This window comes from Thiomicrolovo sp. ZZH C-3 (genome assembly GCF_054862725.1).
In genome coordinates this window covers 115,782-129,731 of the sequence record NZ_JBTKXX010000005.1, presented here as the reverse complement: position 1 = coordinate 129,731, position 13,950 = coordinate 115,782, and the positions used below count along the sequence as shown (strand labels likewise).

The following is a 13,950-nucleotide window of genomic DNA, read 5'->3' as shown; positions in this document are numbered from 1 at the left end:
GGGGTGTCGAAGGAACAAGTCGTCTCCATGCCGCTTGACACGGACGGCAGCGTGAACACGACAGCCCTCGGTGCCGAGGTCAAAGGCGAGGCGGCGCAGGAGGCGGCGCGCATCAAGCAAAGCGTCGTGAAAGATACGATCATTGAGCAGGGCACCACTACGGACAACAGCGACGTGCCTGCAGACGAGCAAACCCAACAGTCGAACAGGGTTGCAGCCGATACCACCCGGACGGGTGGGGGTGTACCTGCGATGGAAGCGCCTCAGTCCGGTGCAGCTCCCGTGCAACCGGCCGTCACTGACGCGGCAGCGGGCAGTACGCCTACCGAAGGAGTCACAGCGAGGGTAGATGGTCGGACGCCGTATGGGGAACCGGGCACACCAAGGGAAACCGTCGACCTGCCTACGCTCGACGGCGGTATCTTCTCGGCAGAGATTGGCGGTAGCAGCTACCAGACGCCAGACTTTGATGAAGCGCAAAACACCTTCAGCGCCGAAGGGCGTATCTCTCAGCAGCTTGCAGCAAGCAAGGGGATCAAGGTCGCCCAGGAGGCCGCGTCGGCTTCATTCATGCAGCTTGATGAACTTCTCGAGCGGATCCCGGAGCAGAACAACCTTGAGGATGGGCCCTACGACACCGCGACGAGCGCGTAGGGGGTTGTCGTGTCACTGAACGATGATTTAAAGGCGCTGCTTCCGATCAGCAAAACGAGCACCGATGGTGTCGATGAGGTATGCACAGAAAGCCCCGTCGAAACGCAGGGGCCGACGTCGGCGCAGATTGAAGCGATCGGGAAGGTTCTCGAGGAGTGCGATATCGTTGTCGGTCAGTCGGTGTATCGTGACCGCGAAATGGCGAGAGTCTTTTTACTCAACCGCCGACCGCGCATCGAGAATATGGGCGCATGCCCCTCTTGTGGTAACGGGTATGTGGTTGAAGGGCTGCAGGGGTACTCCTGCAGCGAAGGCGGCTGCGACTTCATACTATGGAAGTCGGCGCTGCTTCGATGGTTTGAGAAGAAAGGGGAGGATATCTGCATCGAGGGGCTGAATGGTTATGTAGAAGCGTCGCTGCGGGGCAGTCCGTTGGCCTGCGACTCTTTCAAAGGACACGCAAAAACCGTTGTGGTAGTGCCGGGTGACAAGGGATGGCATCTTGTCGCAAAAAAAGGCGACACGCGGGTCGCGGATTCCGAGGGCAATGTGCTGAACGAAGAGGGCAAGCGTACCGGCGCAGTGCTCAGCGATGATGAAAAAGCGGACCTGACAGAGCGCGATGCGGGCTATTACGACGGTGACAAACGCGTCACGGACAAAGACGGTTTCTTGCTTAAGAAGAATGGCAAGCGGGCGAAAGATGGTAGGGTTAGCAGGACGGTGAAGGCTGCGGTGGGGGCTACGGCCTCGCTAAGACCAGAGCCGTCTGCCGGCAATTCTCTCAATGATCGCCCTGCCGAGACCAAAGATGAAGCCACCAGCAACGAGGGCTCCGATGAAAAAGATCGCCCAACCAAAGGTTCCAATAATGAACTCCATGTCGATACTCCTTCTGAAAAATATAACCATAATTTAACACAATACGGGGCTATGGTCAACGCATCGGCCGCCAAGGAGGGTGAATAATGGATCTCGTTGTTGTTGAGTCACCAGTCAAAAGCAAAACGATCGCAAAGCTGCTGAAGCAGCTCGGCGCAAACCAGTTCAGAATCTACGGCACCGGGGGGCATATCATCGACCTTAGAGCGGGCAGCTTTAGCGTGCGCCTCGAGGACGGGAAGTTCACCGGCGATTTCACGCTACTCAAAGGCAAGAAGCGCGTAGTGGACGATATCAGGAAGCTTTCGCGCGAAGCGGAACGCGTCTTTATCTGTACCGACGACGACCGCGAAGGCGAACGCATCGCCCAGGACGTCGTAGAGGCCTGCAGCATTAGCAAGTATTACCGAGTCACCTTCCATGAGATCACGGCAGATGCTTTGAGGCTTGCCCTCATCGAGCGCGACGGCATCCGGCTTATCGACGAGAACATTGTCCTCGCGCAGTGGACCCGCCGCATGGCCGACCGCATCATCGGGTACGGCCTCTCCCCGGTACTCTCTTATTATTTCAAGCACAATGGCATCCCCCACCAATCAAACGGCATCGGGAGGGTGATTGCGATCGCGCTCGGGATCCTCGCCGAACGCCACCGTCTTATCGAGAAGTACCACGCCAAAGGAGCGACCGTCACCGACGTTGTAATGGGGCGATATCGCTACAAGGCCGTGGCCTTCGACGCACGCGGCAAAAAGCTCGAGTTCTCGAAAGAGGACAGCGCCGAGCGCGAGAACGTGATAGCCAGGGCAAACAGCTATCAGCACAAGGTTACTTCGTACGATCCGGACCTCAAAGAGTACCCGCCGTACCCGCCGCTGATCACCTCGTCACTCTATAGTGGCTGTTCATACCTCTTCAAGCTCGACCCTATGCGGATCAAGGCGATATCGCAAGAGCTTTACGAGCTGGGCTTCATCACCTACCCGCGCACCGACTCTTTTGCCATCAGCGACCAGGCGGTCGAACAGATCGTCGCATTCCATAAGCGCACGATCGCCCCGGAGAACCACGCCGATATCCTGCTCGACAAACGCGAGTTCAAAGTCCGAAAAGGGGCCCACGTACAGGGGGCGCACGAGTGCATCCGCCCCACATCGTTCGCCGACGAGTATGACCCCGATGAGATACAGCGCATTTGGAAGAACCTGCCGCACGAGCACGACCTGGGCGAGGATCACCTCAACGTCTACCGGCTTATCTGGCAGCGTGCCGTTGCAACCCAACTCAAAAACGCGGTGTACGACGTCAGTTCCCTCGAGATAACCGCCGGCGAGTATAGCTTTACCACGAGGGCGCACAACCCGGTCGAGGGCGGCTGGATGAAGTATTACGGTGATGAGCTTCATGCCTCAACGCGCGGCGCCGGTGACGAGGATTGGCAAAGCAAAAAGGTCGAGCTGCCCAAAGACCTCTATGTCGGCCTCATTCTGGAGAGCGTCACCGTGGACTTCTATGAAAGCCACTCCCACGCCCCCAAACGCATTTCGGAGGGGGCGCTTATCAAGATGCTCGAGGGCAAGGGGATCGCGCGGCCATCGACGCTGCACACCATTTCGCACACCCTCAAAAAGAAAGGATACGCCAAGGCCGATCGGAGCCTTCTGTCTATGCTCGACCCGGGCCTCGCGGTGTATGACGTCGCCGACACGCATCTTGCATGGCTGACCTCCATCGAGAACGCACAGCTTTTCGAGGAGATCATCACCGCGATCGAAGAGGGAGTCATCGCCGACGCGCACGAGGTCTTGATGGTGTACTGGAAGCATGTCGAGGAGTTCAAGGAGACGATCAATTACGTCGAATACAGTGAGCGCGCACCGACACCGGCCCAAGTGGACGCCGCCGAAAAGCTCATCGCACGAATGACGCCCGCCGAGGCCGAAGCGATCAACCCCGAAATCTACAGCAGCCAGGAGAAGATGAGCCTCTTTCTGGACAGGGAAATCCGGCGCGCCAAAGAACGCGAAGCTGCGACAGCCTTCGGACATTGCCCCAACTGCGGCAAACCCGTGATCGAAAAAGAGCAGCTGTTCGCCTGCTCCAACGGCAAATGCAAGTTCGCGTTGTGGAAGAACGCCCTGACAGGCTTCTTCGAGCGATTTGGGGTGCAGGCCCCCGACCTGCATACGTTTGTCGAAATGGTGCTCACGAAAGAAGTAGTGCGCCTCGAGGAGCTGCGTAAGAAGGATCGCACCCGCTTCTCGCCGAACGTCATATTTTCGTTCGACAAAAAGCATACACGATGGGGGATCTCCTTCACGAGCAAGCCCGCGGGCGGCACTCTGTCGCTCACCCCGCTGTCGCCGATGGCCTCGGGCGAAAGTGCGACCGCGCAGCCGGTCAGAAAGGAGACAGCCGCCCAGGAGCCCGTCCAGAAGGTTGCCCTGGTCCTTGCGGGCTTCGATCAGTTCGAGAAAGACCTCTATGGCCTCGCGGCGGCCAGAAACAGCGCCGGGGTGGACGGCAACGTCGCCGCCGTGACAATGGAAGCAGACGACACGATGGCGGGGCACCTGTTCGGGTACGTCAATGATCGCCTCGGCGCGGCGCTCGTCGGCTTGAAGGCACGGGTCTACCGCCTTGAGGATGGCATGTTCGCGATTTTGGGGTATGGCGAGTCGGCGACGGCGCTCAAGGCCGTCGCGTCTACACTTATTGGCGATATCCCCCGGACGGTCGATATCTTCTACCACAAGCTCGACACAGGCGACACAGCAGACGATTTCATGGATAAGGTCTATTAATTGTTTGGCAATCTCACGCAACTGGCCCGCGGAGGCCGCATTACCCAGGCGGAGTCGGCGTCTAAACGGCACGACCGTACCCGTATCAGCACCAAGGCATCGACGGCGGCCATAGACCCGCTCGAACGACTCAACCCGGACCAGCACGCAGCGGCGACGGCCGCCGCGGGCCACAACCTCATTATCGCGTCGGCAGGCACCGGCAAGACCTCGACGATTGTCGGCAGGGTGTCGCACCTCATCGCCCAGGGCGTCGCCCCGGAGAAGATCCTGCTGCTGACCTTCACCAACAAGGCCGGGAAGGAAATGCTGGAGCGGCTCGCGGAGTTCTTCGGAAGCGGTGTGACCGATCGCATCTTCGCGGGTACGTTCCACGCATACGGCCTGCAGCTGCTCAAGCAGCTCGGCGACCAATCGGCGCTGAAGCAGCCCAAAGATATCAAGCTGCTCTTCGGGGGAATATACGCCCATGAGGCACGACGATACGGCGATACCGAGGATGCGTGGGGGCATGATGCGCTCTATGACCGCTACGGGCTGTTTTTGAATAGCGGCGGCAGCGAAAGCGGGTTTGGCCAATGGGTTTGTGATCGCTATGAAGGGCACGAAGAGTATGCGGCGTTTTACGAAAAGGCGATAGATGCCCTTGAGTCGGACAAGCAGCGCCACGGCTTTATCGACTTCAACGACCTGCTGCTGCGGACACGGGAGTATTACGGGGCGCACCCGTGCCCTTTTGAAGAGGTGATCGTCGACGAGTACCAGGACACGAATCAGCTGCAAACGACCGTGCTCGATGCCATGCAGGGCAAGTCGCTGTTTTGCGTCGGGGATTATGACCAGAGCATCTACGCTTTCAACGGGGCCGATATCGGCATTATTGGTTCGTTCCGCGAACGCTATGCCGGCGCGAAGGTCTACACCCTCGGGAAGAACTACCGTTCCGCTAAGCCAATCCTCGATCTTGCGGAGAGGGTAATTGGGCATAATCCCCGCCTGTTCCCGAAGAACCTGCAGGCGATGGTTTTGAAAGGCGGTGACGGGCCGCACACCGTCGGGTTCGACAAGGAGGAGGCGCAGTACCACGGCGTCGCGAGCAGCATCGCCGCTTCGGCGTACTGTCCCAACGATACAGCCATCATCTACCGCAATAATGCCACCGCCGACGCGATCGAGGCCGCGCTCCTTGCTCACGATATCCCGGTCAACCGGACAGAGGGGCGGGGCTTTTTCGACTCAATGGATATGCGCTTCACGACCGCGATTTATAGCATTCTGTTCGGTCGAGGCGAACTGATGAATGCACTGGAGCTGTTCTCATGGACCGGCGTCGGCGTGGGTGAAAGCAAGATCGTGGCAGAGGCTTTGAGCGAACTGGGCGGCCGCTCTATTCTCAATGGCATACTGCGGCCGGATCTCGCCCGTTTCTCCCGCATACCGAAAGCTGCCCAGGATGCCTACCGTGAGAACATGCAGAACAACCGATATGCCCGTGAAGGGCACATCGGGGAGCGGTTCAGCAACCATCCCTCCGTGCTATTGACGCAAAGCCCGCGGGCAGCGTCCGTCGTCGACACGCTTTGCCACCTTGCCTCTAAAGCGGGTAAATGCAGTAAGCCCTCCGATGCACTTGCCATGATCGCCTCCTCGACCATCTACAAGAACGGGATCGAGGCGATGGTTCAGCGGCGAGGAGGCGACGAGCGCTTGCATGGGCAGTACCGTGAGCGGTTCGGGATGCTCGAAAAAATCGCGTCCATGAATAACACCCATGAGCTTTTCAGCCGCAAGATAAAGGGTGCTGCAAAGCGTGATGATGAGGTATTCGGCGTCGACCTGCTCAGCGTACACGCCTCAAAAGGGTTGGAGTATGAAAGCGTCTACGTCGTCGATCTCATGGAGGGGCGTTTCCCCAACCACAAACTGATGAAAGGCGGCGGCGGGATCGAGGAGGAGCGGCGGCTCTTTTATGTCGCGGTGACACGGGCCAAGCGCCACCTGCAGCTGAGCTATGCCCGAATTTATAAGAACAAATCGCATGAACCATCGTGCTTCTTGAAGGAAGCGGGGTGCCTGTAGAAGCCCTATTTTATGGACTTCAGCACTTCTATATCACAAAAAGAACTATAACTAGCCCTATATAACAAAATATGCTAGTATTCGAAAACTCTACAAAGGAACCACATGAAAAAAACACTTCTCTACTCCGGCATGGTAGCAGCAGCACTGATGTTCGCCGGTTGCGGCGCATCCTCCAGCGGCGGGGGTGACGACCCAGTAGACGATACAGCAGACTCGATCGTCGGTCAGCTGCAGGGCGGGAACCTCGTACTTGATTATGCGACAGACTCCACGGTCGACCAGGAAGCGGGATACCGCCTGTACTACATGGGCGGCACGCAGATCAACGATATCATGATCGCGGGCTCTACCGGCAAATTGTGCACGCTCGCGGTTCTGCCGAGCACGACGGCGTGGAACGAATATTCCGATTACGCTTTCCTTGTCAATGGGGAAGAGGGTACAGCGGACACATACACTGCGCAAAATGCTGACGGCGACGTTGTGTTCACCGTCGCGTGGATGTACTATACTGCAGAGAACAGCTATCTCGATTTCAACGTCACCTGTACGGATATCCCGTCAGTGCCCGCGAACACTATCACGGTCGACAGCCTTGCCGCGCTGTTCGGAATCAACCCCGACGACTATACAGCCGATACGGACGTTTTCTACAAGAATACGTCGATCGCGGACTACTACACCATCGAGTACACGAACCCACAGGGCGCCGTGACTGACGCATCTTGGTACGGACTCCTACTTACCCATTATGACAGCGACAACAACACTACGGAAGTGGATCATATCAGCAGCGACGATCTGAGCGGAGTACCGTCACGGATTGTCTGTAAAGCTCTCGAAACCCATGCGATTGAATGCAACTTCTACGATGCCGCGGACTACGTGATCCACAGTATCACAAAAAGTGGACTCGCAAATGGCGAAGACAAGATCCGTTTGAGCGGCATTTCCATCAGCGGAGACGGCACAACGCTCAGTACAAATCTCGGCTACACCACAAAACTCCGCGTACCGTAGGCCGACCTATTACCCACTGAAACGCCGCTGTACACGGCGTTTCATCCTCTCAATTCCTCTCGTAATTTTCTGAATCTTAACAGGGTGTCTGCGGGTTGCCCTTTTTTCGGATGTCTTGTAAAATCCCGGAAAATCGTTGAATTCTTTGTGGCAAGCCGTCACAAATTGTTTGTAGCCATATAATCATATAAGGTGGAATTGTGATTCGCAGTATTCTTTCCGTTGCTTTTGTGATGCTCTTGCTGCCCTCCATGTCAGCGGCCGACAGCATTGACGAAAGGCTTTATCCGCTGATCTACTCCATCGCCGCCGTCGAGCGCCACACGGAGCGCCCGATCGGCTACCCCTTCCTTATCTCCTTTAACGCAAAGAAATCAAAGACCGAAGCGGTGCGCCGCAAGTACGAAGAGCTGTTTGTCGACAACCGTACGATGGACTGCCGCAACAAAGAGTTGTGCGTCCAGGTGGCAACGGAGGTGATCGCGGCGGGGGATGAGTACGTGGATCTCGGTGCGCTGCAAATCTGCTACCACTACCATACTTTACCGATGGAGGATTATTTCGAGCTTTCCAAAAGCTTTGAGTTCGCGATGGAATTCACCAAGCGCAATATCAAGCTACACGGCTGGACCTGGGGGGCTGTGGCGCACTACAACTCTAGTGACCCGCAGCGAAACGAGATCTACGCTACGCATCTTGAGGAGGCATATAACCGATACGCGGCCAGCGGCGGCCGATAGATTGACTTCGTCAAAGAGATACGTGGCGGTTCGCGCCGTCGCGGTATCTCTTATCTCTTTGTAGAGGTTTATCTTTTCGATGGGGGTGTGCTATTAGGAAGCTTCTAATTGCACTCGCAACCGGCTCAGTGCTCTCTGCAGCTGCAGGAGCTTTTGAGGCAGGTGTTGAACTCGATATCGCCAACTACGATATCAAGAACGATGGATCAGAGTCGGGGCTTCGTTTCTCGACCGAACTGTTATGGCCATTGCAATACGGCACCCTTTTGGGTGGTGAGATTGGCTACGGTTCGGCCGGGGAGTGGCGCGAATACGACTTCGCATTTGTATGCGGCTTCCGTTTTTTTGACACCCTCGACCTCAAAGCTACGGCGGGCTATGGCGGAACACTGTACGGCGGCACCCCCTCGATAAGTGCCTCTGGATCAGTGGTCGGTGCGGAGATCGTTTACAATCTGCGCTTTTCGAACACTGTGGGCAAAAGTCTTAACGGCATGACATTTGGCGCATTCTATAAGGTGAGCGACCACAGTGGTGACGTTGATGTAAAGGTGACGCGCACAGGCGTTAGTATCGGCATGCTCTTTTAGGGCGCCGCAAAAAAAATAAAGGAACATTCCAATGATGAAATTTCTGCTTCTTATTGCAGCTTTCGCACTTTCTGCATACGCAGGTGACACATCAGTAGTCGGTGCATACGTCGACGAGGTATCTGGTCTGATCGACAACAAAATCGGTGCGCTCGGCGTTACTTTGATCACTATCGCATCCGGTATCGTTGCATGGAAAAACGCTTCTTGGGCTCCGCTCGCATGGGGTGCAGCAGCTGACATTCTGATCGCCGGTGCAACCGACTTCGGTGCAAAAATGGCAGGGCTGGTTTTCGCCTAAGTCATGAGCAAGCGCGTCTACTTTCCTCGGTTCCTATCTCGCCAGCGTCTTTTCTTTACGCTGGAAGTTGACGAATGGATTGTGCTCTTGGGCACGGCGGGTGGATCCTTCTACCTGCTCAATATCTTTTTGTCGGTGCCGCTGCTTGTCGCACTCGGCGTAGCATGGATCGTGGCGCACTTCACATACAAGGCATATACGAAGTATTCAAAAGAAGCTTCCCCGGGACTGTTGAAGCATATTTTCTACGATTTCGGCCTTTTGAAGCCGAAAACAAAAGACAACGACGTCGAACTCCCATTTGGGTTCGAACGAATTTTTAGAGACTAGGGGACAGTGTGCTTAAAAAGATAGCCACGACGATTGTGTGTTGTTTGCCGCTCATGGCAACGCCGGGTTCATATCCGTCTGCAGAAACGGAAGTGCAGCCGATACAAAACGACACAGAATATAGAATCAAAACCAGAGCCGAATTCGATGAGGCGAAGAAAGCGTTGCTATCGGGCATGGGGGACAAGGGGCGTACATCGCTCGAACTTGGCATCCTCTTCTTAAGCAACATTCCTCTCGATGATGGCACAACAATTAAAGCGGATCTCGTAACGGCCCGCAGATACTTCAAGCAGGCACTCTCCAACGGGGCTTCATTGGCCGCCTACTTTATCGGCGTGAGCTATCTGCGCGAGAAAGATCCGTACAATGCGGTCAACGCGCTCGACGGCGAGCTCGCGAAGCAGCTGCAGTCGCTCGATCGCACCCGTGTCAATCCCTCCTATGTCAGCAACGCCTCGCTGCTGGCAACGACGGTGCTTGACCATACTAATCATAACGTCGTGCTACTGCAAAAAGCCATCACCTATCTGCACCCTGTCGCCACCGACTACAATGTTGCCACCGCGCAATTCATCTTGGCAAACCTTTATATGGCGCTCGGCAAAGAGGACACTGCAAATCTGTACCTCAATGCCGCGTGCACCAACCCGAAAGCACCACTGGAACTCGCACAAATCTGCGGTGCCTATTCCAACGTCGAAACCGAAACCACGTGCGAACAGCGATTTAAGTAAGGAGCCGTTCAGAATGAAAACAGACGATACTTTGGACGAAGCAAAGGAATTGATTGAAAAGAGCGAAAAGCGGCGTCAAAAGAACCAGAAGAAGTCTCCGTATCTGGTACGGATCGACTACCTCGTGGAGAAGTACCGCACCGCGCTCTTTTTTGTCTTTTTCCAGATCATAGTCATTTTGATCCTCACCGCGGAGATCGTGTCGGTTAAGGACCGCGTCGTGATGTCCGTGAATCTTCCAAAGACCATCCATGAGGGTGACTACGGGCAGGTCGAGGTCGGCATGAACGATTCAAACGACCTCTTTTACAAGGTATGGGGCAAGTACCTGATCGAATCTACCGCCCAGGCGAAGCCCGAGGAGGTGCAGGAAAACTTCAATGAACTGCACTCCATGATGCACCGCAGCGTAGCCACCAGCTTCAAGCCTGTACTGGATAAGTATGCGGCGTATAACGTGAAGAACAAGATCACCACCGAATTCAAGGCCGAGCCGTTCAAGGTTGATCGCAACCCCGACGAATATGACGACGATGATATCGTCGTCGTCCGTACCGGCGGCGTCCAGACGCGCAAAATCGGCCGCCTCAAGAAGGAGCGCTACTCATGCGACTACTCCATAGCGTTCAAGACGTTCAATTATCAGCTGTTCGTCATGGGATACAAGCGCAAATGCGAACCGCTTGATCTTGGCGGCGACACGGCCGGAGAGGGGATGAGAAGTGGCTCATGACAATCACCTTGACGAGATAGACGATCTCGAGGACGGCATGGACCTCCACGACACCGAGGGCGGTGAGGGGCAACCGCACCGTCGCAACCGCAAAGATGACGCCCTCAACGCTGTAGGATTTTTGCGGGGGAAAATTGCCTCGACCATCACATCCGTAAAATCGTTCGTGAGCAAAAAGCGCGAAGAGCGTGCCCAAAAGGCTACCGAAGAGAAGGTCGATTTCAGCAAGACGAATGCTGATCTCCACGAAGCGATGTTCGGCGTGCTGAAGCGATGGTTTGTTTATGTCGTGATCCTGGGCATCGTAATTATCCTGGTCATTGCGGCCGTGCGTCTCTATAAAAAGATCGGACAGCAAAATGAAATGGCGGCGCAAAAGGAGACCATCGTCGAACCGAAGGTCATACTCGAGATTGAGGAGGAGGCCCTTTGGAAGGATACGATGGAGAAAAACGTGGCCGCCCAAAGCGAACAGATCCATCAGGTGGCGGAACGTTTCGACACTCTCGAGCAGAACGTCTCCGCAGGATTCGCAACACTCAAAGAAGGTCTTGACGGCTTTGAGGGGAGAATCATTGAACAGCTCGACCAAGAGCGCGAGCGCGCCCGGACGGAAGCCAAGGAAAACAAGCGGATGCTTCTCGGCAAAATCGAGGAGCTCGACGCCAAGACCTCGACGGCGATAAAGGAGTTGCCGAGCAGCATCAAATGGGACCACGGCATCAAGCCGGGGGCCACTGTTCTTCCGCTGCCAGGCAAGACGGGGGGACCGGGCACGCTCCCAATACCGTATGAAGGCGTGGCGGCAGTATCTTCCGAGGGCAACGCCACTGCGGCACTTCCGGCACAACGGCAACCAGAGCGAGAGGAGGTCTACTACGCCGACCTCGAGATCACTTCCGTTACCGAGGATAAAAGCGTCGATGTTCAACCTGATCCGGAGGAGGAGGCGACCCCGCCCGAGATTGTGCTGCGCAAGGGTCTGATGGACGGTGTTCTGGTGACGGGGATCTCCGCGCCGACGTTCGGCGAAGGTGAGGATAACCCGAAGCCCGTGATGGTAACGCTCGAAGCAAATAGCATTATCTCCAACGGCTTCACGCAGGACCTGCAGGGGTGTTTCGGAAACGGCGTCGTGACGGGCAATATCATCACTCGCCGGGCGGAGGTGCAAATCTCCGATATTTCGTGTACCTATAAAGAGAACGGCAAGCATTACCGCATCGACACTAAGCTTAAAAATAACGCATGGGTCTATGACGGGTACGACGGCAGATTCGGTATCCCGGGCAAACTCGTCGACAGCTCGGGCAAGATCCTCACCAACAGTATGCTTATCGGTGTGCTGCAGGGTCTCGGCGATTTCACCACGGCCACGGCCAACGCCATGCTTCTGCAGAGCTACCAGGGCGCGGGGGCAACAACAATTGGTGACAGAACGACCGTACTCTCTCCTGGCCAGCTCGCGCAAACGCAGTTAATGTCCGGGGCAGGGTCGGGGATCACCAAGGGCTTCGACGTTGTAACGAAATACTATGAGAAGATCATCGACGCGCTGCACCCTTACATCGACGTCAAGGGGGCACGAAAGATAACGGTCTATTTCGATGGCGATGAGGTTCTTACCCCCAAAGAGTACACCCCGGTCAACGTCAACGGACACGACGAGGGCAACACGATGGAGAGCTTTGTTGAATTGGAGGTCGGCTATGAAAATTGGTAACGGGATTGTTGTAGCAATACTCATGGCCGCAGGGCTTCTGTTCAGCGGATGCAGCATGCTCATTTTCGGAGAGAACGAAGGTTTCTGCGAAGAGTGCGGATACAGAAACAAAGGCGTGTGTGCAAGCCCGACGGCTATCTACAAGGCGCGCGACGCAGTAATGAAGGACACGGCAGCGTGCAAGGGGTGTTACGAATGAAGACGATAGGACTGTTATCAATGGTGGCGGCCGCTGCCGTTCTTTTCAGCGGTTGCGCGAAAAAAAGCGAATTGACGCCGGAGGACCAGGAGGTCCGCCGCGCAGTTCATTCCCAAAATCGGGGCGGCGGCGAAGTCGAGCAGGTTGAGCTTGCACCGTATCGCCTCAATATCAAGCCGCTTGTCGGTAGCCGCTCGAACGATGCCAAGGTAATCGTCGACACGGGCAGGGTGCTCAAGGTTTATATCGCATCGTACAAGCAAAACGCCACCCTGATCGCCGCGCACGACATTTACACCTTCGTGACCCGACCGGACTTCATCGTGGGCGAATCGGTGCCGACGCGCGGAACCGACGCCGTCGTCACGCCGGCGCGCAAACTTCCTTATATGCTCACGCCCGACGAGCTTGACGTCGACACGGATGAACGCGAACTGACCGACGAAGAGGTGAAGCGCTACGTCAACGGCGTCTATTCCGTACAGGCGGAGAAAGAGGAGCCGTTACGCGAGAAAGTCAAGGCTATGGAGAAGAAGGAAGCGGAGCTTATGCGCTACCTCAAAGAGAAAGGTAAAGTAAGATGGGAACAAAAATGAAAAAGAGACTGATCATTGCCGCTGTTGCGGCCGCCGTGCTGAATGTTGCAGGTGCCGACGAAGTGAAAGGAAACCACCTTACCCTCACCGACATGAAAGATACCCTTTGGATGTTGATGAAACAATCTACCGCGAATACGGATCGTATCGACATGATGGAGACGCCGTTCTACGATGCACTGGCCAACGGAGAGATTGACACCCCGACCCGGATCAGCCTGCTCACCAAGTACCTCGACAGGCTCAAGCGGGAGCGCGGCGAAATGGCGGCGAGCCTAAAAGGAGAGGCGGATACCGATCGTAAAACGAGTATTGTGAAGTCCATCCAGGCGCTCGACGCCGAAATTGCGAAGTTCGAAGCGGCGTTGGAGGGTCTGCGTAATGGCGAAGGCGCCAAACCCTCGGTTAACAAGGCGGAGAAGGTGGCTGCAGCCGTCGTGACAACGCCGGCGGCGCCGCTGGACCAATATGATCGTTTCCTGATGGATTACATCGAGGCGCACCGTGATCTATTGGAAACGGTAAAATGAGCGGTGTCGGCGTATTAGGAAAAGCTCTC

Annotated in this window: 14 protein-coding genes; all 14 read left to right on the top strand. The window is 55.9% G+C overall.

Annotated elements, in window-relative coordinates; all coding sequences use genetic code 11:
• On the top strand, positions 1 to 654 hold a 654-nt coding region (locus ACXWTF_RS13225; RefSeq protein ID WP_461715463.1), incomplete at its 5' end, for a hypothetical protein.
• Between the two features lie 9 nt (positions 655 to 663).
• Positions 664 to 1,623: a hypothetical protein gene (locus ACXWTF_RS13220; protein ID WP_461715462.1), complete on the top strand. Its 960-nt coding sequence runs from the start codon at positions 664 to 666 to the stop codon at positions 1,621 to 1,623.
• Positions 1,623 to 4,340 (top strand): type IA DNA topoisomerase, encoded by a 2,718-nt coding sequence (locus ACXWTF_RS13215; protein WP_461715461.1) that lies wholly within the window; start codon positions 1,623 to 1,625, stop codon positions 4,338 to 4,340. Before ACXWTF_RS13220 ends, ACXWTF_RS13215 begins: the two co-directional genes overlap by 1 nt.
• Entirely contained in the window at positions 4,341 to 6,419 is a 2,079-nt protein-coding gene (locus ACXWTF_RS13210) for an ATP-dependent helicase (RefSeq protein ID WP_461715460.1), read from the top strand. It begins immediately after the preceding gene.
• Positions 6,420 to 6,524: 105 nt separating this feature from the next.
• On the top strand, positions 6,525 to 7,442 hold the full coding sequence (locus tag ACXWTF_RS13205; RefSeq protein WP_461715459.1) for a hypothetical protein: 918 nt from the start codon (positions 6,525 to 6,527) through the stop codon (positions 7,440 to 7,442).
• Between the two features lie 200 nt (positions 7,443 to 7,642).
• Positions 7,643 to 8,182, top strand: coding sequence for a hypothetical protein (locus tag ACXWTF_RS13200; RefSeq protein ID WP_461715458.1), 540 nt, complete (start codon positions 7,643 to 7,645; stop codon positions 8,180 to 8,182).
• A 128-nt stretch (positions 8,183 to 8,310) separates the two neighbouring features.
• A complete protein-coding gene (locus tag ACXWTF_RS13195) occupies positions 8,311 to 8,772 on the top strand; it encodes a hypothetical protein (RefSeq protein ID WP_461715457.1) in 462 nt (153 codons plus the stop codon).
• A gap of 31 nt (positions 8,773 to 8,803) precedes the next feature.
• Entirely contained in the window at positions 8,804 to 9,073 is a 270-nt protein-coding gene (locus tag ACXWTF_RS13190) for a hypothetical protein (RefSeq protein ID WP_461715456.1), read from the top strand.
• A gap of 3 nt (positions 9,074 to 9,076) precedes the next feature.
• A complete protein-coding gene (locus ACXWTF_RS13185; RefSeq protein WP_461715455.1) occupies positions 9,077 to 9,403 on the top strand; it encodes a hypothetical protein in 327 nt (108 codons plus the stop codon).
• Between the two features lie 8 nt (positions 9,404 to 9,411).
• Complete coding sequence (locus ACXWTF_RS13180) at positions 9,412 to 10,140, top strand: hypothetical protein (RefSeq protein WP_461715454.1); 729 nt, start codon at positions 9,412 to 9,414, stop codon at positions 10,138 to 10,140.
• Positions 10,141 to 10,153: 13 nt separating this feature from the next.
• On the top strand, positions 10,154 to 10,873 hold the full coding sequence (locus ACXWTF_RS13175; RefSeq protein WP_461715453.1) for a TraE/TraK family type IV conjugative transfer system protein: 720 nt from the start codon (positions 10,154 to 10,156) through the stop codon (positions 10,871 to 10,873).
• Entirely contained in the window at positions 10,863 to 12,596 is a 1,734-nt protein-coding gene (locus ACXWTF_RS13170; RefSeq protein WP_461715452.1) for a TraB/VirB10 family protein, read from the top strand. The genes ACXWTF_RS13175 and ACXWTF_RS13170 overlap by 11 nt, the downstream gene beginning before the upstream one ends.
• Before the next feature lie 195 nt (positions 12,597 to 12,791).
• Positions 12,792 to 13,391 carry a hypothetical protein gene (locus tag ACXWTF_RS13165; protein ID WP_461715451.1) on the top strand — a complete coding sequence of 200 codons (600 nt, stop codon included), beginning with the start codon at positions 12,792 to 12,794 and terminating at the stop codon, positions 13,389 to 13,391.
• On the top strand, positions 13,388 to 13,921 hold the full coding sequence (locus tag ACXWTF_RS13160; protein WP_461715450.1) for a hypothetical protein: 534 nt from the start codon (positions 13,388 to 13,390) through the stop codon (positions 13,919 to 13,921). Before ACXWTF_RS13165 ends, ACXWTF_RS13160 begins: the two co-directional genes overlap by 4 nt.
• Positions 13,922 to 13,950: the final 29 nt, after the last annotated feature.